The following is a 20,471-nucleotide window of genomic DNA, read 5'->3' as shown; positions in this document are numbered from 1 at the left end:
ACCCCGCCGCGGTCCACCCCCCGGCCGCCCGCCGCCCCGCGGGCCGGGACGCGGCCCGCGCCGTGGGTCCGGACCCGGCTGCGCGCCGCTCCGCTCGGCACGCTGCTCGCCGCCGCGCTGGCGTTCGTCGCCGTCCTGTTCGCCGCCGCACTGCCACGGGCCCAGGACCGGGGAGCCGACCAGGCCCTGCGGTCCTTCCTGACCGACAGCGGGTCGACCCGCACCAGCCTGCAGGCGACCGCGCCGGCACCCGGGGCCGGGCAGAGCACCGAGGCCCTGGACCGGACGCTGAAGAGCCTTCTCGCCCAGACCGGGAACACCTTCCACGTCGACACCGACCGGGTCGTCCACGGCACGCGGACCACGAAGCGGCAGCCGCTGCTGAATCCGGAACTCTCCCGGCCGCACCGCCTGCCGCCCAAGATGTCCCTGCTGTACATCCAGCAGGCGCAGGACCACGTGAAGCTGGTGGAGGGGCGCTGGCCGGGCGACACCCCCCGGTCCGCCGGGGCCGCCGCCTACGAGCCGCCGCTCCAGGTCGCCCTGTCGCAGGAGGCAGCCCGGACCATCGGCGCCCGCGTGGGGTCCGTGCTGAAGAGCGCGCCCCTGGTCGACGGCACGCCGTCCGTGGAGGTCGTGGGCCTCTACTCGGTCCCGGACGAGACCGAGGACTTCTGGGTGGACCTGGACTGCCTCCCGCGCGCCTGCAAGACCTTCGTGGGGGAGAGCTACCTCTGGGAAGCCGACGCCCTGATCGGCGCCGGCGACCTCGAACGGATGGACCTCTGGGGCCACGACGCGGAGGACTTCTGGCGCCTCCCCGTGGACGTCGGCCGCCTGCGGGCCGACCGGCTCGACGCCACGAAGAAGGAGATCGCCTCCTACGTGGCCGGTCCCACCGCCGCCCGCCTCGCGTTCGAGACCCGCCGCGAGCGGCTGCGGACCACCTCGTGGCTGCCCGAGCTGTTCGAGCAGGCCCACGACCGCAGGCAGGCGGCGGCACCGCTCGCGCTGATCGGACCGGCCGGGGTCGGCGGGGTCGCCTTCGTCGTCCTGTGCCTCGCCGGCGCGCTCGCCGCGGACCGGCGGGACGCCGAACTGCGGCTGCTGCTGGCACGCGGCGGCTCGCGCTCCGCCATCGTCGGCCGCCTCCTCCGGGAGGGCGCCGTCACCGTCCTCCCGGCGGCCGCGGCCGCCACCGCACTCGCCGTACTCCTGCTGCCCACACCCCGGCTCGCCCCCGCGGTGCTCTCCGCCGCGGCCGTCGCGCTGCTCGCGCTGCTGGCCTTCCCGGTACGGGCGGCCGTGCTGCTGACCCCGCCGCGCCCGGCCGGGCGCTGGCGTCGGCCCGTGGCCGAACTGCTCGTCCTCGCCGCCACGGCCGCCGCCGTACTGGAGGTCCGCCGCCGCGGGGTCGCCCCGGCCGGCAGCGACCCGGACCCGCTGCTCGTCGCGGCGCCGCTGCTGCTCGCCCTGTGCGGGGCGCTCCTGCTGGCCCGGGTCCAGCCGGTGGTGACCGGGTGGTTCGCCCGGGCGGCCGGCCGCCGCTCCGGACTGGTCGGCTTCCTCGGGCTGGCCCGGGCCGCCCGCGGCTCCGGAGCCCGGGGCACAGGCCGCTCCGGTCCCTCCGTCCTGCCGATGGCCGCCGTGCTCCTCGCCATCACCACCGGGGGGTTCGGAGCCACCGTCCTGCAGTCCGTCGAGTCGAACCGCCTCGGGGTCGCCCGGCTGACGGTCGGGGGCGACGCGTCGATCTCCGCCTTCGGCAAGGCGAACCTCCCGGACGGGCTCGCGAAGGCCGCGGGTGAACTGCCGGGCGTACGGACCTCCGTACCGCTGTGGATCGACCACGACTCGGCCCTCGTCGGCACCGTCCAGCGCTCCAGCCAGGTCAACCTGATCGTCGTCGACCCGGCCGCGTACGCCGAACTGTCCCGCGTCCTCGACTGCGGCCGCTTCGACCCGGCCCTGCTCGCCACGGGCGGCGGGGAGTCCGCGGACGCGCCGGTGCCCGCGCTGTTCAGCTCCGGCGTGGCACGCCTGGGCGGCTCGGGCACCTTCACCGTCCAGCCCGGCAACGGCGGCGAGGTGCGGGTCCGGGGCGCCGCCGTGATCGACTGCACCCCGGCGGTCCCGGCTGCCGACGCCGCGACCGTCGTCCTGCCCGCGGGCCGCGCGGCGGCCCTGATCGGCGGCTCCGACCGGCCCAACCGGTGGTTCGGCCTCGGCCCCGTCGACGGTGACCGGCTACGTGCACTGGTCCGGTCCGCGCTGCCTGCGGAGTCCGCGACCCCGCCGGCGCCCGCGTCCGCGACCCCGCCGGCGTCCCCGTCGCCCACCGCCCCGGCCCCCGCCGCGGGGCAGGGCCCGGCCCCGGGGACCCAGCCGGACGACGAGGTGTATCCCGTACGCACCAGCGCCGACGCCGTTGCCGCGCTGGGCGCCGATCCGCTGCAGCGGTCGGCCGAGCGCCTCTTCTGGGCGTCCGTCGCCGGAGCGGCCGGCTTCGCCCTGTTGGCGGTCCTGCTGACGCTGATGCGGACCGTCCCAGAACGCGCGGCCCTGCTGGCCCGGCTGCGCACGATGGGCCTGCGCCGTCGGCAGGGCGTCGCACTGATCCTTGCCGAGACCCTGCCGCAGACCCTGGCGGCGGCCCTGGGCGGGGCCCTGGTGGCGGCCGCCGCGGTGGTGCTGCTGGGCCCGGCGATGGACCTGTCCACCCTGGTCGGCGCGAGCGTGCCGACCGGCGTACGGCTCACGGCGGCGCCCGTACTGACCCAGGCACTGGGCCTGGCCGCCCTGGTCGCCGTGGCCGTGCTGGTCGAGGCGGCGACATCCGGGCGACGGCAGATCACCACCGAGTTGAGAGCGGGAGACCAGCGTTGAACAGCGACCAGCCGACGTACGAGGAGCTGCGCCGCCGGGCGACGGCAGCCGCGGAGCCCCGCGCCCGGACGGCGGACGCCGCGATCGCCTGCGACCGCCTGGTACGGATCTTCAGCACGGACGGCATCGAGGTGCAGGCCCTCCAGGGGCTGGAGCTGACGGTCGAACAGGGCGACCTGGTGGCGCTCGTCGGCGCCTCGGGCAGCGGCAAGTCCACCCTCCTGAACATCCTGGCGGGACTGGACGTCCCGACGGCTGGCAGCGCGGCCGTCGCCGGTTACGACCTCCTGGAACTGACACCACGGGACCGGCTGCGCTACCGGCGCGAAGCGGTCGGGTTCGTCTTCCAGCAGACGGCCCGCAACCTGCTGCCGTTCCTGACGGCCGCCCAGAACGTCGCGCTGCCGATGCAGTTGAAGGGCGGCGGCTCCCGCCGCGGCGGGAGCGCCCGCCGCGCTGCCAGGGTGGCGGAGATCCTGGACGCCCTCGGGATCGGCGACCTGGCGCACCGGCTCCCGGCGGAACTGTCCGGCGGCCAGCAGCAGCGCGTGGCGATCGCCGTGGCGATGGCCAACGACCCCCAGGTGCTCCTGGCCGACGAACCCACCGGTGAACTCGACTCCGAGACGGCCGCTGCCGTCTTCGAGGCCTTCCGCACGGTCAACAAGGAACTCGGCGTGACGGTGGTCATCGTGACGCACGACCCCATGGTGGCGGGCGAGGTCCGCCGCACCGTCGCGATCCGCGACGGCCGCACCAGCAGCGAGGTCCTGCGCCGCCTGGTCACCGACGAGCACGGCGAGGAGTCGATCAGCGAGCGCGAGTACGTAGTCCTGGACCGCTCGGGGCGCGTCCAGCTCCCCGCGAAGTTCCTGGAGGCCCTCGGCATGGAACACCGGGTGGCGGTCGACCTGGCGGCGGACCACATCGAACTCCGCCCGGACCGGGCCTCCTAGGGGGCGTTCGGGGCGGCGGCGCGGCGGGAGCACTCGGCCGGGCGTCAGCCTCTTGGCCCACCGCGGACTGACAGGGCGTCATCCGGGCCCCTACGCTGCAGTGCGCGCACGCCTCCGGTATGCCGGAGGGCGCCGCTGTCGCGACCTCGCGTGCCGCCCGACAGCGCCCGGACCCGCCGGCGAGGGCTCGCCCGCGGACGGGCCCGCCCCCGCACCCCGGCCGAAAGGTCTGCCGCCGATGACCCCCCGCACCCCGGGCGGGCCCCCGCCCCCCACCGCCCGACGCCGCCGCGCGCGCTGGGCCCTTCCGCTGGCCGCCGCGTTCCTCCTCGGCCTCGCCGGCCCGCCGGCCACCGCCGCCCCGGCCCCCGTCCCCGTCCCCGTACGTGCCGTGGTCGGGGACATCGCCGAGTACCCGCTGGCCGCCGGCAGCGCGGCGAGCGGCATCACCGCCGGATCCGACGGCAACCTCTGGTTCACCGAGACCGGCACCAGGAAGATCGGCCGGCTCACCCCTGCCGGGAAGCTGACCGAGTTCCCGCTGCCCGGCACCGCCCACGACGCGCTCGGGATCACCGCGGGTCCCGACGGCAATCTGTGGTTCACGGACACCACCGGCCGGATCGGGAAGATCACCACCGCCGGCGCCGTCACCGAGTACGCCCTGCCGCCGGGCAGCGGACAGCCGTTCGCCATCACCACCGGCCCGGACGGGAACCTCTGGTTCACCGAGGACCCCGGCGACCGGATCGGGAGGATCACCACGGCGGGCGTCATCACCCGGTACGCCCTGCCCCACCCGGGCAGCGGGCCGGAGAGCATCGTGACCGGGCCCGACGGGAACCTGTGGTTCACCGAGATCCTCGGCAACCGCATCGGGAGGATCACCACGGGCGGAGTCGTCACCGAGTACGACCTGCCCCACGCCGACAGCGGACCCGACGTCATCACCGCCGGTCCCGACGGCGGGCTCTGGTTCACGGAGCTCTTCGGCAACCGGATCGGGAGGATCGCCACCGACGGGACGGTCACCGAATACGACCTGCCCGCGGCCGACAGCGGACCGGACGGGATCGCCGCCGGCCCCGACGGCAATCTGTGGTTCACCGGGCAACTCGGGAACGGCATCGGCCGGATCACCCCGGCGGGGCGTCTCACGCACTACCCGCTGCCCGGCGCGGACTCCTTCCCGCCCCGCATCACCGCGGGGCCCGACGGCGGCATGTGGTTCACCGAGATCGTCGGCGACCGCGTCGGCCGCATCGAGGCCGACGCCGGCCGGCCCAGGGCCGACCTGGCGGTCAGCCTGAGCGCGCCGGCCACCGTACGGGAGGGCGATCAGTACACCTACACCGTCACGGTGACCAACAACGGTCCCTTCGGCGCGGCGGACACGGTGGTCACCCTGAACCTGCCGCGCGGTGCGCAGGTCACGGGCACGGATCCGGCCACGGTCCGGGGCGGCGCCGGCCGGGTGAGCCGGCGGGTCGAGGCCCTGGGGGCCGGACAGCTGCGGGTCTTCCACGTCACGGTGCGGGCCGCCCAGCGTCCCGTCGTCATCGCGACGGCCGAGGTGCACTCCCGCACACCGGACCTGAAGCGGAACAACAACACCGACAGGGCGGTGACCCGGGTGACCCGCCCCTGACCGCCTTGCGGTGCGGCTCAGTCCACGTCGATGTGGACGCTGGTGGACTTCACGCGGGCGACGGCCCGCACGCCGACCGCGAGCCCGAGCTCCTCGACCGCCTCGCGCGTCAGCAGGGAGACCACCCGGTGCGGACCCGCCTGGATCTCGACCTGGGCGGCGACCTCGCCGAGCGTCACCGCGGTCACGATGCCGGGCAGCGCGTTGCGGGCGGACGTCGAGGTCTCGCCGGCGTCCTCGGCGTCCTCCCGGGCGAGCTCCGCGCAGAAGGCGGCCAGATGGACGCCCTCCACCATCCGCCTGGTGCCGTCCCGCCGGGTCGGGAAGCGTCCGGCATCGGCCCAGCGGCGGGCGGTGTCGGTGCTGACGCGGAGGAGTTGGGCGGCCTCGCCGATGGTGTAGAGCTGCACCCGGCAACTCTATGCGGCCGGCCGATCCGACCGCTGCCCCGAGGACGCCGGTCTCGGTAGGCTGGAACCGCCGGGCACCTGCGACGGGGAGGTACGGGATGGGGAACACCGCGACCGGACCCGAACCCGGCCCCGGACCCGGCCCCGGACGACCCGGCCCCGGACGACCCGGCCCCGGACCCGGCCCCGAAGCGGAACCCGCCCCCGGGACGGGATCCGGCGCCGACCCGGGGCTCTACGGCCCCGGCTCCGTCACCTGGCAGTGCCACGGCGACCCGATGATGTGGATCGCCGGGGTCCGCGCCCTCTACCTCCAGGCCCTCCACCCCCGCGCCGTGCGGGGCGTCATGGAGAACTCCGACTTCCGGCGCGACGCCTGGGGCCGGCTGCTGCGCACCGCCGACTTCGTCGGCACCCTCACCTACGGCACCACCGAGGCCGCCGAGCACGCCGGCCGCCGCGTCCGGGCCATCCACCGCGGGCTGTCCGCCACCGACCCGGCCACCGGCCGGACCTTCCCCGTCGACGATCCCGAGCTGCTGCTGTGGATCCACTGCGCGCAGATCGACAGCTTCCTGCACGTCCTGCGCCGATCGGGCATCGCCCTCACCGCCGCCCAGGCCGACCGATACGTGGACGAGAACCGCGTCAACGCACGGCTCGTCGGACTCGACCCGGCGGACGTCCCCGCCGACACCGCCGGGCTCGCCGCCTACTTCGAGAAGGTCCGCCCGGAGCTCGCCGCCGGCCCCGACGCCCTTGCCGTGGACGACTTCCTGCGCGGCCCGCCCGTCCCTGCCCTTCTGGTGCCTGGCCGAAACCTGCTGTGGCGCCCGCTCGCCGGCCTCGCGTACGGTTCCCTCCCCGGCTGGGCGCACCAGCTGTACGGGCGGCCCGCCCCGGCCCCTCGCAGCGTCACCCGGCGCCTGCGTCTCACCGGACGCGTCCTGCGCAGCATTCCCGCAGGTCTACGCTGGCAGCTGCCGCCAGGTCACATCTTGAAAGCGATGCGTCGCATGGGCCCCGGGAGCCGCCCCTCTCCGTACACACTGCGTACATCAGCGGCCATACTGGACCGGCCGGGGAGGGCGTAGCGCGACGACGGGGGCGATTTCAAGACATGGCGGAGTCCAGACTGATCCAGGGCCGGTACCGGTCGCTCGATCTGATCGGGCGCGGCGGCATGGGCGAGGTATGGCGCGCCCGGGACGAATCGCTGGGCCGGCACGTCGCCGTGAAGTGCCTCAAGCCGATCGGCGCCGACCAGGACGCCCACTTCACGCAGGTCCTGCGCGAGCGCTTCCGGCGCGAGGCGCGCGTGGCGGCGTCCCTCCAGCACCGCGGCGTCACCGTCGTCCACGACTTCGGCGACGACAGCGCCGCAGGCGGTCCCCTCTACCTCGTCATGGAGCTGCTCGAAGGGCGCAACCTCAGCCAGCTCATGGAGGACAACGAGACCCGCCCGCTCCCCGTGGACGTGGTCGTCGACATCGCCGAGCAGATGGCCGCCGCCCTCGGCTACACCCACGACCAGGGCGTCGTCCACCGCGACCTGAAACCGGCCAACATCATGCGGCTCGTCGACGGCACCGTGAAGATCTGCGACTTCGGCATCGCCCGGCTCGCGCACGACATCGGCTTCACCGCCAAGCTCACCGGTGGCGGCATGGCCATGGGCACCCCGCACTACATGTCGCCCGAGCAGATCGCGGGCGGCGAGGTCGACCACCGCAGCGACCTCTACTCCCTCGGCTGCGTCCTGTACGAGATCGCCACCGGCGCCCCGCCCTTCGACCTCGGCGACTCCTGGTCGGTGCTCATCGGCCACCGCGATGCCGCGCCCGTGCCGCTGCGCCGGCACCGCCCCGAGCTGCCCGGCTACTTCGAGCAGGTGGTCCTCGACCTGCTCGCCAAATGCCCCGACGACCGTCCTCAGGACGCCCGCCACGTGCACCGCAGGCTCGTGGAGTCCCGGCTCGGCCCGGGCGGGCCGTCCGGCGCCCTCGCCCCGCTCCCGGCCTGGGCCCGCGGGATGACCGCCGGCCGCAAAGCGGGCATCGAGGCGCGGCCCGCGAGCGGCGAATGGGCCGTGCTCACCGGCTCCTGGACGGCCGTGCGGCCCAGCGGCGAACAGCCCGTCCCGCGCCCCGGCGGCGACCGGTACGCGACGATCGTGCGCCCCGCCCCCGCCGAGGACCCGCGCCTCACCGTGGCCTACGGCTTCCCCCGTCCCGTCGGCCCGCGCGAGAACGGCCCGGAGGCCCTCGCGGCGGGCCACGCCCGCGCCTACACCCTCAGCCGCGCCGGCCGCCCCGAGGAGGCGCTCTCCGTGTACGCGGCCGTGGCCGACGGGCGCGCCCGGGTCCTCGGCCCGGACCACGCCGACACCCTCGCGGCCCGCCAGGAGGCGGCGTACGAGATGGGCCGGCTCGGCCGCCACCAGGAGGCGCACGACGTCTACCGCGCGGTGCTCGTCGCCCGCGAGCGCAGCATGGGCCAACTCCACCCCGACACGCTGCGCTGCCGCCACAACCTGGCCTGCGCCCTGCGCGCGCTGGGCCGGTACGCGGAGGCCCACACCACGGCCGTCGCGGTCGCCGCGGACCGGGCGGCCGTCCTGGGCGCCGAGCACCCGGACACCCTGCTGACCCGGTACGAGGCGGCGTACGTGCTCGGCCGGCTCGACCGCTGGCACGAGGCGCTGGCCGGATTCCGCGAGGTCGCCGCCGCGCGGGAACGGGTCCTCGGCCGTGACCACCCCGACACCCTGGCCGCCCGCTACGAGGTCGGCATCGCGCTCGGCCGCACCGGCGGCAGCGCCCAGGCCCTCGACCTCTTCCGGGCCCTGGTCCGCGACCGCACCCGCGCCTACGGGGCCACCGACCCCGAGACGCTGCGCGCCCGGCACGTCCTGGGCGTCAACCTGGGTCGCCTGGACCGCTGGGAGGAGGCCGTGGCCGAGGCCCGTCAGGTGGCCGCCGCCCGGGCCCGGGTGCTCGGCGCCGAACACGCGGACACCCTGGTCAGCCGCCGGGAACTGGCCGTAGGCCTGGGCCGGCTGGGCCGCTGGGACGAGGCCCTCCCGATCTACCGGGACCTGTCCGGCATCCGCGAACGGTCGCTCGGCGACGAGCATCCCGAGACGGTGCTGGCCCACGCCGACGAGGCCCACTGTCTGGAGCGGCTCGGCCAGGTGTGCTACCAAGAGCCATGACGACCTTCGGGCGGGACGTGTACGACGACGTGATCGTGGGCGGCGGGCACAACGGGCTGGTGGCGGCCGCCTACCTGGCCCGGGCGGGCCGTTCGGTGCTGGTCCTGGAGCGGCTCGGGAACACCGGCGGCGCGGCGATCTCCAGCCGGCCCTTCGTGGGCGTCGACGCCCGCCTCTCGCGCTACTCGTACCTCGTCTCCCTGCTGCCCGGCAAGGTCGTGCGCGACCTGGAGCTGAGCTTCGCCGTACGCCGGCGCACGGTCTCCTCGTACACCCCGACCGAGCGCGACGGGCGGCCCGGCGGACTGCTCGTCGGCGGCGGCGAGGAGCGCACCCGGGAGTCCTTCGCCCGGCTCACCGGCTCGGACCGGGAGTACGAGAGCTGGCGCGCCTTCTACGAGACCACCGGACGGGTGGCCCGCACGGTGTTCCCGACCCTGACCGAGCCGCTGCCCACCCGGGCCGAGCTGCGCCGGCGGATCGACGACGAGGCCGCGTGGCGGATGCTGTTCGAGGAGCCGCTGGGCGTCGCCGTGGAGCGGCACTTCACCGACGACCTGGTCCGCGGGGTGGTCCTGACGGACGGCCTCATCGGCACCTTCGCCGACGCGCACGACCCTCTGCTGGCTCAGAACCGGTGCTTCCTCTACCACGTCATCGGCGGCGGGACCGGCGACTGGGACGTGCCGGTCGGGGGCATGGGCGCCCTGACGGACGCCCTCGCGGCTGCCGCGGTCAAGGCCGGGGCGGAGATCGCCACCGCCCACGAGGTGCTGCGGATCGACACGGACGGCGTCGCTCCGGCCGAGGTGGTGTTCCGTACGGCGACCGGCGAGGGCCGGGTCGTGGGCCGCACGGTGCTGGTGAACGCCTCCCCTCGGGCCCTGGCCGAACTCCTCGGCGAGACCCCGGCCCAGAACCCGGCGACGGCCCCCGAGGGCGCCCAGCTCAAGGTCAACATGCTGCTGCGCCGGCTGCCCCGGCTGCGGGACACCACCGTGGACCCGCGCGAGGCCTTCGGCGGAACCTTCCACATCGCCGAGGGGTACACCCAACTCGCCCGTGCCTACGCGGAGGCGGCGGCCGGGGAACTGCCGTCCGTGCCGCCCTCGGAGATCTACTGCCACTCACTGGCCGACCCCTCGATCCTCGGGCCGGAACTGGTCGAGCAGGGCTACCAGACGCTCACCCTCTTCGGCCTGCACACCCCGGCCCGGCTGTTCGGGCACGACAACCAGCAGGCCCGCGAGGTGCTGCTGACCGCCACCCTCGCGCAGCTCGACGCGCACCTGGCCGAACCGCTCACCGACTGCCTCGCCTTCGACGCGGACGGCCGCCCCTGCATCGAGGCGAAGACGCCGCTGGACCTGGAACGCGAACTGCGGCTGCCCGGCGGGCACATCTTCCACCGCGACCTGTCCTGGCCGTACGCGGACGAGGACGGCCAGGACGAGGGCGGCGGCCGGTGGGGCGTGGAGACGGCCCACCGCAACGTCCTGCTGTGCGGCGCGGGCGCGGTGCGCGGCGGCGGCGTCAGCGGGGTCCCCGGCCACAACGCGGCGATGGCGGTGCTGGGGCGGTAGGAGCCGCCGGGCGGCCCGGCCCGGGCGGCCCGGCCGAAATCCGCCGGTCAACTGAGGCCCTGCCCTAGGGTGTTACTCATGAGTAACGTAAAGGGTGTGAACGGTACGAGGGACATGGGCGGCGCGGGGCGCTCCGGCGGGTCGACCCGACGCGGGCTCCTGAGGGCGGCCGCCGCCGGGGCCGGGGCGGTCACGGCGGTGGGCGCGGGGGCCTCCGCCGCGCACGCCGACACCCGGGGGCGGGGCGCCCCCGTCTTCGTCCTCGTCCACGGCTCCGGAAGCAACTCCTACGGCTGGAGCCCGGTCCTGCGGGAACTGGGCCTGCGCGGCCACCGGGCGATCGCGGTGGACCTGCCCGGCCACGGGCCCGGCGCCTACTTCCCCGTCTCCTACCAGGCTCCGCAGGACCTGGAACGGCTGGCCACGGAACCGTCGCCGATCGCGGGGGTGACACTGGCGGACTTCACGGCCCACGTGGTGGAGACGGTGCGCACCGCGCACCGGTCCGGTCCGGTCGTCCTGGTCGGCCAGAGCCTGGGCGGGGTGACGCTGAACGCGGTCGCCAACCAAGTGCCCCAGCTGATCTCCCACTTGGTGTACGCCTCCGCCTTCTGCCCGACGCGGCACAGCTCGGTGATGGAGCTGATGACGACTCCGGAGGCCGCCTCCAGCGCCCTGTTCCGGATCCCCGCCTTCAAGACCCCGCTGGAGCTGGGCGTCAACCGGGTCAACTGGCGTTCCGGCGACCCCGCCTTCTTCGCGGCGGTGAAGGAGGCACTGGCGGCCGACTGGTCGGACGCGGAGGTGCGGGCGCTCCTGAACATCCTCGAACCGGACGAGTCGGCGGCGATCGGCGCCGCCGACGCCCGGGGACTGCCCGACCGGTGGGGGCGGGTGCCGCGCACGTTCCTGCGGTTCGACGCGGACCGGGCGATCCCGCCCGCCCTCCAGGACCTGATGATCCGCGAGGCGGACGGGACGACGCCGCGCAACCGATTCCGCGTACGGTCGCTGGCCGCGCCGCACGTCGGCCCGCGGGACGCGGCCGTATGGGCGGACGAGCTGGAGCGCGTGGCGCGCACCTGCCGCTGAGGCGTCCCCCGGGTGATCGAGCCCGCCGACGTGCCTACGCGGCGGGCTCGATCACCACGATCGGGATCTCCCGGTCCGTCTTGGCCTGGTACTCGTCGTAGGCGGGCCAGTGCTTCACCATCACCGGCCAGTACGCGGCGCGCTCCTCGGCGTTCGCGGTGCGCGCCGTGCCCTGGAGGATCCGGGTGCCGACCTGGATGCGGACCTCGGGGTGCGCGCTCAGGTTGCGGAACCACAGGGGGTGCTCGTCGGCGCCGCCCTTGGAGGCGACGAGCAGATAGCGGCCGTCGGCCTCACCGTAGATGAGGGGGGTGCGCACGGGGCGGCCGGAGACCCGGCCGACGGTGGTGAGCAGGAGGGTCTGGGTGCCGTTCCAGTACTGCCCCTCGGTGCCGCCGGAGCCCGCGTACTGCTTGACGTGCTCCAGCTGCCAGCTCCCTTCCCGCGGGTCGGTCGGGTGGTCCCAGTCGATTCCGGTCGTCATGCGGTGTCGCCTGCCTTCGTGTCGAACGGTCAACGAACCTCACCAACGAGTGCCAACGCCCCTGGGTGCGGTGGCCATTCCGGCCGGAAGGGTGAACCCGTCGAAAAGGTCGTCCATCGCCCGGTGCGCGGCCCGGTCGGGCGTGACGCGGACTGCGAGGTCGCGCAGGGCGACGGCGAGGGGGTGGGTGACCGCGGCGATCCGGCCCGCGCGGCGGGCCCGGACGCGGATGGCGTCGGTACGGGCGCAGCGGGCCGCGCTGTAGGCGGCGAGGGCCTGCGGGACACCTCCGGTCCCGGCCCCGTCCAGCAGGTGCGCGAGGATCGCGGCGTCCTCGACGGCCTGGCAGCCGCCCTGGCCCAGGTTGGGCGTCATGGCGTGGGCGGCGTCGCCGAGCCAGGCCAGACGCCCGTGGTGGAAGCGGGGGAGCGGGGCCGCCAGGTCGTACAGGTCGTGCTGGAGCACGGACGCCGGGTCGATCCGCTCCAGCAGGGCCGGGATCGGGTCGTGCCAGGTGCCGTAGCGGCGCAGGAGTTCGGCGCGGACATCGGCGGGCCGGTACCCCTCGGGGGCCACGGCGGTGGCGTAGAGGTAGGTCCTCCCGTCGGCGAGCGGCACCACGCCGAAGCGCTCGCCGCGGCCCCAGGTCTCCGCGGTCGCCGTCCCGGCCGGGCTCGCGGAGGCCGGCAGGACGGTGCGCCAGGCGGTCTCCCCGCTGTGGCGCAGGCCCGGGTGGTCCGGGAAGTACCGGCGGCGCAGCGGGCTGTGGATGCCGTCCGCGGCGACCACGAGATCGGCGGAGCCGTCGAGTTCGCCGGCCGAGGTGCGGACCACGGGGAAGCCGTCGGCGCCGTCCACGGAGGTGACCGCGACGCCGTAGCGGACAGTCCCCTCGGGGAGCTCGTCGGCCAGGGCGTCGGCGAGCGCCGAGCGGTGCAGGGCGAGCGGCGGCCCGCCGTAGCGGGCGGCCAGGGCCGCGGTGTCCGCGCGGCTCAGCCAGCGGCCGTCGGGGCGGCGCAGGCCCATCGCGGCCGGGAGGGTGCGGCCCGCCGTGCGGGAGATGTCGAAGCCGATGGCGTCGAGGGCGCGCAGGGCGTTGGGCGCGAGGACGATCCCGGCGCCGACGACGGCCGGGCCGGGGGCGCGCTCGCAGACGGTCACCCGCCAGCCCCTGCGGTGCAGGGCCAGGGCCGCGGTGAGCCCGCCGATCCCCGCGCCGGCGACGACCGCGTGACGCTGAACTGCAGACATGAGGGACCCCTGCCTTCTCCCGAGCCTCTACATCTGTAGAGGGCGACGGTGTCACTCTACAGCTGTAGAGTGACCTGATGTCCACCTCTCCCTCTGCTGATCGCAGAACGCTGATCGCCGACACCGCGATCGGCCTCGTGGCCGCCGCCGGGCTCCGGGGTCTGACCCACCGCGCGGTCGACGGAGCCGCGGGCCTGCCCGCGGGCAGCACGTCGTACTACTTCCGCACCCGGACGGCGCTGATCGGGGCCTGCTACCAGCGGCTGGCCGAACTGGACCTCGCGGACGTGGACGCAGGGACCTCCTCCGGGGCGGCCCCGCCGGCCCTCCCCGGGGCGCCCGGCCGGGACCCGGTCGACCGGGAGGCGGCCGCGGCGGCGCTGGCGGGGCTGCTGTACCGCTGGCTGACCGTGGGGCGCGAGCGCCAGCTGGCCCGCTTCGAGCTGAGCCTGGAGGCCGCGCGCAATCCTGAGCTGGAGGCGGACCTCCACAGGGCGGGGCGGGGGGCCCGGGTCCGCGCCGCGGGCATCGTGGCCGCCCTCGGGGCCGAACGGCCCCTAGAGGCCGCCGAACTGCTCGTCGCCTGGACCGAAGGGCTCCTCTACGACCGGCTCGCCGGTGCCCTGGCCCGCTCCCGTCCGGCCCCGGACCTCGCCGAACTGGCCGCGGTGGCCCGCCGTATGCTCGCCGCGGTCCTGGCGGACCCGGCCTGAACGCGGAAGAGCCCCGCCGCACCGGGGGATGTGGCGGCGGGGCTCTTCCATCGGTACGCGCCGGCGGGATCAAGGCGGGAGGGCCGGTGCGTTCCTCCTGGTGGAGTGCGCTTACGCTACGCCCGGCGTGGCTGAAAATACACCCCTTCGCATGGCTTGATTCATACGTCCGGGAGGGCCAGGATTTTCTGTTCGGGCACCTCTAGGATCCGGTCATGATCGCTGAACTGCAGTGCGTGGTCCTCGACTGTCCCGAGCCGCAGGCGCTCGCCGACTTCTACCGGTCGCTGCTGGGCGGCAACGTCAACCAGCAGGACCGGCGTTGGTCCCTCGACGACACCTGGGCGACGCTTCACACGCCGTCCGGTCTGGTGCTCGCCTTCCAGCGGGCGACGGACCATCAGCCGCCGCGCTGGCCCGACCCCAGCCGGCCGCAGCAGTTCCACCTGGACCTCGGCGTCGCGGACCTGGACCGGGCGCAGGAGGAGGTGCTCGCGGCCGGCGGGACCCTGCTCGACGGGGCGGACGGGCGCGGCTGGCGCGTGTACGCGGACCCGGCGGGACACCCCTTCTGCCTGGTCCGCGACTGACTCGCCCTTCCGAACGGTCCGCGGACCGGCCGCCCGGCAGGTCGGCCAGCAGGTCCGCCGGCCGGTCCGCCGGTCAGTCCGCGGACCGGCTCCAGCCGACGGCCTCGACGCGCGCCGCGTCGTCGGGCCGGTCCTCCGCGAACAGCAGCCGGGCCGGTTCCGCCACGCGGACGACGTCCACGTACACCCCGCGGCCGACGTAGCGGCCCGTGGCGGTGTGGCGGAACCGCAGCCGCACCTCACGGCCTTCCCAGGCGGCCGTGAGGGGGGCCTCCAGCCGGTGCCAGATGCGCCCGGACCAGCCGCCGACGGAGCCGTCGGGCCACTCCTCGGTGACACCGCCGGTGGACCGCAGCGTGGTGAACGGCAGCGGCGCCCAGTCCACGCCGTCCGGCGAGACCTCCAGGTGCAGGGCGCCCTCCCCGGGCACCGTGTCCCACCACACGGCGCAGCGCAGCCGGGCGGCGGCCGTGGCCGGGGTGAGCGGGGGCAGCGTGAGGGTGCCCGAGCCGCCGGGGACGTTCCCGGAGAACCAGGCGGCGCCGCCGTGCCGCGTACGGACCGGGACGGCGCGGGCGAAGCGGTTGCCGACGGCGACCCGCGGGGCGCTGCCGGCCCGCCAGGTGCGCACGGGGTGGACGGAGTTGCCCAGCAGGATCAGGAAGGAGTCGGTGGAGGGGTCGAGGACGAGGGAGGTGCCGGTGAACCCGGTGTGGCCGGCCGAGTGCGGGGTGGCCATGGCACCCATGTACCAGTGCTGGTAGAGCTCGAAGCCGAGGCCGTGGTCGTCGCCGGGGAAGGCCGTGTTGTAGTCGGTGAAGAGCAGCTCGACGGAGGCCGGGCGCAGGATCCGCCGACCCGCGTAGGCCCCGCCGTCGAGGAGGGTGCGGGCCAGGACCGCCAGGTCCCAGGCGGTGCCGAAGACCCCGGCGTGGCCCGCGACCCCGCCGAGGGCGTAGGCGTTTTCGTCGTGGACCTCGCCCCACACCAGGCCGCGGTCCAGCCCGGACCAGGGCGGCCGCTGCACCTCGGTCGCGGCGGTGATCCGGCGCCAGGAGAGCGGCGGGTTGTACCGCGTGCGGTGCATACCGAGCGGAGCGGTGATCTCGTCGTGGAGCAGGACGTCCAGAGTGCGACCGGTGATCCGTTCCAGGAGCAGTTGCAGCGCGATGAGGTTGAGGTCGGAGTAGCGGTAGACGCTTCCCGGGGTCTCCTGCGGCCTGACCGACCACAGCAGCCGCAGCCGCCCCTCGCGCGTCGGCTCCTGGTAGAAGGGCGCCCACGAGCGCAGTCCCGAGGTGTGCGTGAGCAGCTGACGGACCGTGATGACCTCCTTGCCGCCGCCGGTGAACTCCGGCAGGTAGCGGCGCACCGGGGCCTCCAGTTCCAGGCGTCCGCGCTCCATCTGCTGCACGGCCAGGATCGAGGTGAACAGCTTGGTCAGCGAGGCCAGGTCGAAGACGGTGTCCTCGGCCATCGCGATCCGCTCGGCCGCGGGGAACTCCCGTACCCGGTCGGTCCGTCCGTCGTAGTCCGCGTACCGCACGGCGTGGCCCATGGCCCGGTGCAGGGCGACGGTGCGGCCCCGCCCGGCCAGGACCACCGCCCCCGCGTAGTACGGGTGCTCGGGGGACGGGCCCAGGAACCGCCGGGCTTCGTCCGCCACCGCCTCGAGGTGCCTCTCCAGCAGTCCGGCCTGGCGCGCGGACCCGTACCGCAGGCGCAGCCCCTGGAGGGCCCGCCGCTCGGCCGGGTTGCCGGCCGCACCCGCCGCGCCCGGGAGCGCCGCGTGCAGCACGAGTACCCCGCCGAGCGCGAGCAGCCGCGCCCCGAGCCGCCGCCTGCTCGGCGCGCGCCGGGACCCGGACGCCGCGTCGCGCCCCTGCTCCGTGTCCGGTTCCTGCTCCGGCCACCCCCCATGGCCCCGCGCCCGCCCCTGCTTCCGCTCCTGCGCCCGGTCCGGGCCCTGCGTGTGCTCGGGCCTCTGCACCCGCTCGGGCCTCTGCTCCCGCTCCGGCCCTTGGGTGTGCTCGGGCCTCTGCTTCCGCTCCTGCGCCCGGTCCGGGCCCTGCGTGTGCTCGGGCCTCTGCGTCCGCCCCTGCACCCGCTCGGGCCTCTGCTCCCGCTCGGGCTTCTGCTCCCGCTCCGGCCCTTGCGTGTGCTCGGGCCTCTGCTCCCGCTCCTGCGCCCGGTCCGGGCCCTGCGTGTGCTTGGGCCTCTGCTCCCGTCCCGGCTCCCGCTCGGGCCCCTGCTCCCGCCCCGGCTTCCGCTCCTGCGCCCGGTCCGGGCCCTGCGTGTGCTCGGGCCTCTGCGTCCGCCCCTGCACCCGCTCGGGCCTCTGCGTCCGCTCCCGCCTTTGGTCCGGCCCCGGCTGCGGCTCCCGTCGTTGCGTCCGCTCCCGGTCCGGCTCCTGCTCTTGCGCCTGTTCGGGCCGCTGCTCCCGGTCCCGTTCCCGGTGTCGGTCCCGCCCGTGGGCCTGTTCGGGCCTCTGTTCCCGCCCCGGTTGGCGCCCGGGGTCCTGCCGGAGTGCGGCCTCCGGGGCGTTCCCGCGCTCGTGCGGTTGCTCACGGCCGGTGCCGCCCGTCCGTTCCGTACCGGCCGCCGCCACCGCCTCGGCCCCCGTGTCCACTGCCATGTCCGGCCCTCCTGTCCGCAACCCGCAACCCGCAACCCGCAACCCGCAACCCGCAAGCCGCCCTTCGTGCCCGCAGTCCCTTCCCGATGCCCGTCCCCCGGCCCGCACCGGCGGGGGCGGGCATGCGGCGCGCGAGCCGGGCCCCGGCCGCCCGGACCTCCCGGAACTGCCGAGCGTGCCGCAGGCTATTGGGTATCTGCCCGTCCCTCGGTCACCCTCCCCACCGACCGGGCCGTAAAGAATCTGACACTGCATCAGAAAATCTCTTCCCTCGGCCGCCGGGCTGCGGCATCCTGCCGCCCATGGAGACGGAGCTGAGCAGGAAACTGGGAGTCGAGCACGCCATCTTCGGCTTCACGCCCTTCCCCGCGGTCGCCGCCGCGATCACCCGGGCGGGTGGGTTCGGCGTACTCGGCGCGGTCCGCTACACCGCGCCCGACGACCTCAGGCGCGACCTCGACTGGATGCAGGCGCACACCGACGGCAAGCCCTACGGCCTGGACGTCGTCATGCCCGCCAAGAAGGCCGTCGACGGCATCGGCGAAGCCGACATCGAGGCGATGATCCCGGCCGCGCACCGCGCCTTCGTCCGCGACACGCTCGCCAAACACCACGTGCCCGAGCTCGCCGAGGGTGAGGCCTCCGGCTGGCGCATCACCGGCTGGATGGAGCAGGTCGCCCGCAACCAGCTCGACGTCGCCTTCGACTACCCCGTCAAACTCCTGGCGAACGCCCTCGGTTCCCCGCCCGCCGACGTCATCGCCCGCGCCCACGACCACGGCATCCTCGTCGCGGCCCTCGCCGGCAGCGCCAAGCACGCCCGCCGCCACGCCGAAGCCGGCATCGACGTCGTCGTCGCCCAGGGCTACGAGGCCGGCGGCCACACCGGCGACATAGCCACCATGGTCCTGGTCCCGGAGATCGTCGAGGCCGTCGCACCGCTCCCGGTCCTCGCCGCCGGCGGCATCGGCAGCGGTGAGCAGATCGCCGCCGGCCTCGCGCTCGGCGCGCAGGGCGCCTGGCTCGGATCCCTCTGGCTCACCACCACCGAGGCCGACCTCCACTCCCGCGCCCTCACCGAGAAGCTCCTCGCGGCCGGCTCCGGCGACACCGTCCGCTCCCGCGCCCTCACCGGCAAACCCGCCCGCCAGCTGCGCACCGAGTGGACCGACGCCTGGGACGACCCGGAGGGGCCGGGCGCGCTCCCCATGCCGCTCCAGGGCCTCCTCGTCGCCGAGGCCGTCTCCCGCATCCAGAAGTACGAGGTCCAGCCGCTGCTGGGCACACCCGTCGGCCAGATCGTCGGCCGGATGAACAGCGAACGCAGCGTCCAGGCCGTCTTCGACGAGCTCACCAGCGGCTTCGAGAAGGCGATCGACCGCATCAACCGCATCGCCGGCCGAGTCCGAGAGGCGTGACCGCCATGACCGCCACCACGTCCACCACCCCCGCCGCCGACCGGCAGCCGCCCAACGGCTTCTGGGCCCAGGCCGCCGCGGACCCCGGCCGCACCGTCCTGACCGCCCCCGGGGGCGAGGAGTGGAGCGCCGGCCGGCTGCACGCCGACGTCAACCGGCTCGTCCACGGGCTGCGCGCCGCCGGGCTGGAGAGGGGCGACGTCTTCGCCGTCGTCCTCCCCAACGGCGTCGAGTTCCTCACCGCCTACCTCGCCGCCTCCCAGGCCGGCTTCTACCTCGTGCCCGTCAACCACCACCTGGTGGGCCCCGAGATCGCCTGGATCGTCTCCGACTCCGGCGCCAAGGTCCTCATCGCCCACGAACGCTTCGCCGAGGCCGCCACCGCCGCGGCCGACGAGGCCGCCCTGCCCGGGAGCCACCGCTACGCCGTCGGACCGGTCCCGGGCTTCCGCCCGTACGGCGAACTCCTCGACGGACAGCCCGCCACACCCCCGGCGGACCGCACCCTCGGCTGGGTCATGAACTACACCTCCGGCACCACCGGCCGGCCACGCGGCATCCGCCGCCCCCTGCCCGGCAAACTCCCTGAGGAGACCTACCTCGGCGGCTTCCTCGGCATCTTCGGGATCCGGCCCTTCGACGGCAACGTCCACCTGGTCTGCTCGCCGCTCTACCACACGGCCGTCCTCCAGTTCGCGGGCGCCGCGCTGCACATCGGGCACCCGCTCGTCCTCATGGACAAGTGGACCCCGCAGGAGATGCTGCGCCTCATCGACGGCCACGCCTGCACCCACACCCACATGGTGCCGACCCAGTTCCACCGGCTCCTCGCCCTCCCGCAGGAGACGAAGGACGCCTACGACGTCTCCTCGATGCGGCACGCCATCCACGGCGCCGCGCCCTGCCCGGACCACGTCAAGCGGGCGATGATCGACTGGTGGGGCGGCTGCGTGGAGGAGTACTACGCGGCGAGCGAGGGCGGCGGCGCCTTCGCGACGGCCGAGGACTGGCTGAAGAAGCCGGGCACGGTGGGCAGGGCCTGGCCGATCAGCGAGCTGGCCGTCTTCGACGACGACGGCAACCGGCTGCCCCCGGGCGAACTGGGCACCGTCTACATGAAGATGAACACCGGCGGCTTCACCTACCACAAGGACGAGGGCAAGACGAGGAAGAACCGCATCGGAGACTTCTTCACCGTCGGCGACCTCGGGCTGATGGACGAGGACGGCTACCTCTTCCTCCGTGACCGCAAGATCGACATGATCATCTCCGGCGGGGTCAACATCTACCCGGCCGAGATCGAGTCCGCCCTGCTCACCCACCCGGCCGTCGCCGACGCCGCCGCCTTCGGCATTCCGCACGCCGACTGGGGCGAGGAGGTCAAGGCGGTCATCGAACCGGCCGAGGGCTTCGCGGCCGGCGACGCCCTGGCCGCCGAGATCCTGCACCACTGCGAGCGGCAGCTCGCCGGGTACAAGCGGCCCAAGACCGTCGACTTCATCGAGACGATGCCGCGCGACCCGAACGGCAAGCTCTACAAGCGGCGGCTGCGGGACCCGTACTGGGAGGGCCACGAGCGCGCCATGTGAGC

At 75.0% G+C, this 20,471-nt stretch carries 15 protein-coding genes; 11 read left to right on the top strand and 4 right to left on the bottom strand.

Annotation, left to right across the window (positions count from 1 at the left end):
• The 3 genes from IH80_RS39380 to IH80_RS41480 all read left to right on the top strand — a co-directional run.
• Positions 1-2,886, top strand: a 2,886-nt coding sequence (locus IH80_RS39380; protein ID WP_030960950.1) for a hypothetical protein, incomplete at its 5' end; no start/stop codon positions are given.
• Positions 2,883-3,842 (top strand): ABC transporter ATP-binding protein, encoded by a 960-nt coding sequence (locus tag IH80_RS0115530; RefSeq protein ID WP_030960949.1) that lies wholly within the window; start codon positions 2,883-2,885, stop codon positions 3,840-3,842. The genes IH80_RS39380 and IH80_RS0115530, both read left to right, overlap by 4 nt.
• Before the next feature lie 238 nt (positions 3,843-4,080).
• Positions 4,081-5,490 (top strand): DUF11 domain-containing protein, encoded by a 1,410-nt coding sequence (locus tag IH80_RS41480; RefSeq protein WP_063757294.1) that lies wholly within the window; start codon positions 4,081-4,083, stop codon positions 5,488-5,490.
• 17 nt (positions 5,491-5,507) lie between these two features.
• Here the strand turns inward: IH80_RS41480 and IH80_RS0115520 are convergent, their stop codons facing one another.
• Positions 5,508-5,900 (bottom strand): TOBE domain-containing protein, encoded by a 393-nt coding sequence (locus IH80_RS0115520; RefSeq protein ID WP_030960947.1) that lies wholly within the window; start codon positions 5,898-5,900, stop codon positions 5,508-5,510.
• Between the two features lie 98 nt (positions 5,901-5,998).
• Here IH80_RS0115520 and IH80_RS0115515 point away from each other — a divergent pair, with 98 nt between their 5' ends.
• The 4 genes from IH80_RS0115515 (at position 5,999) to IH80_RS0115500 (ending at position 11,789) form a co-directional block, all read left to right on the top strand.
• Positions 5,999-6,994, top strand: a complete 996-nt coding sequence (locus tag IH80_RS0115515; protein ID WP_051809352.1) for an oxygenase MpaB family protein — start codon at positions 5,999-6,001, stop codon at positions 6,992-6,994.
• 26 nt (positions 6,995-7,020) lie between these two features.
• Positions 7,021-9,114, top strand: coding sequence for a serine/threonine-protein kinase (locus IH80_RS0115510; RefSeq protein ID WP_030960945.1), 2,094 nt, complete (start codon positions 7,021-7,023; stop codon positions 9,112-9,114).
• Positions 9,111-10,697, top strand: a complete 1,587-nt coding sequence (locus tag IH80_RS0115505) for a phytoene desaturase family protein (RefSeq protein ID WP_030960943.1) — start codon at positions 9,111-9,113, stop codon at positions 10,695-10,697. Before IH80_RS0115510 ends, IH80_RS0115505 begins: the two co-directional genes overlap by 4 nt.
• Positions 10,698-10,775: 78 nt before the next feature.
• The gene (locus IH80_RS0115500) at positions 10,776-11,789 is read left to right on the top strand and encodes an alpha/beta fold hydrolase (protein ID WP_234432251.1); all 1,014 of its coding nucleotides are present in this window, start codon (positions 10,776-10,778) and stop codon (positions 11,787-11,789) included.
• 34 nt (positions 11,790-11,823) lie between these two features.
• Here the strand turns inward: IH80_RS0115500 and IH80_RS0115495 are convergent, their stop codons facing one another.
• Together IH80_RS0115495 and IH80_RS0115490 are read right to left on the bottom strand one after the other, a co-directional pair.
• Complete coding sequence (locus tag IH80_RS0115495; RefSeq protein WP_051809350.1) at positions 11,824-12,273, bottom strand: nitroreductase family deazaflavin-dependent oxidoreductase; 450 nt, start codon at positions 12,271-12,273, stop codon at positions 11,824-11,826.
• A 39-nt stretch (positions 12,274-12,312) separates the two neighbouring features.
• The gene (locus tag IH80_RS0115490; protein WP_037880012.1) at positions 12,313-13,524 is read right to left on the bottom strand and encodes an FAD-dependent monooxygenase; all 1,212 of its coding nucleotides are present in this window, start codon (positions 13,522-13,524) and stop codon (positions 12,313-12,315) included.
• 77 nt (positions 13,525-13,601) lie between these two features.
• On the opposite strand from IH80_RS0115490, the gene IH80_RS0115485 reads away from it, so the two are divergent.
• Together IH80_RS0115485 and IH80_RS0115480 are read left to right on the top strand one after the other, a co-directional pair.
• On the top strand, positions 13,602-14,237 hold the full coding sequence (locus IH80_RS0115485; protein ID WP_030960938.1) for a TetR/AcrR family transcriptional regulator: 636 nt from the start codon (positions 13,602-13,604) through the stop codon (positions 14,235-14,237).
• Between the two features lie 215 nt (positions 14,238-14,452).
• Positions 14,453-14,827, top strand: coding sequence for a VOC family protein (locus IH80_RS0115480; RefSeq protein WP_030960936.1), 375 nt, complete (start codon positions 14,453-14,455; stop codon positions 14,825-14,827).
• A gap of 73 nt (positions 14,828-14,900) precedes the next feature.
• Here IH80_RS0115480 and IH80_RS0115475 read toward each other — a convergent pair whose 3' ends face one another.
• Positions 14,901-16,649: a serine hydrolase domain-containing protein gene (locus tag IH80_RS0115475; protein WP_051809367.1), complete on the bottom strand. Its 1,749-nt coding sequence runs from the start codon at positions 16,647-16,649 to the stop codon at positions 14,901-14,903.
• Positions 16,650-17,764: 1,115 nt separating this feature from the next.
• On the opposite strand from IH80_RS0115475, the gene IH80_RS0115470 reads away from it, so the two are divergent.
• Together IH80_RS0115470 and IH80_RS0115465 are read left to right on the top strand one after the other, a co-directional pair.
• Positions 17,765-18,880 carry an NAD(P)H-dependent flavin oxidoreductase gene (locus IH80_RS0115470; RefSeq protein WP_030960934.1) on the top strand — a complete coding sequence of 372 codons (1,116 nt, stop codon included), beginning with the start codon at positions 17,765-17,767 and terminating at the stop codon, positions 18,878-18,880.
• Positions 18,881-18,885: 5 nt separating this feature from the next.
• On the top strand, positions 18,886-20,469 hold the full coding sequence (locus IH80_RS0115465) for an acyl-CoA synthetase (RefSeq protein WP_030960933.1): 1,584 nt from the start codon (positions 18,886-18,888) through the stop codon (positions 20,467-20,469).
• Positions 20,470-20,471: the final 2 nt, after the last annotated feature.

The sequence above is a fragment of the Streptomyces sp. NRRL S-378 genome, from assembly GCF_000720645.1.
Classification (GTDB): domain Bacteria; phylum Actinomycetota; class Actinomycetes; order Streptomycetales; family Streptomycetaceae; genus Streptomyces.
The sequence above is the reverse complement of the archived record's forward strand: the minus strand, read 5'-3'. Positions and strand labels throughout refer to the sequence as shown.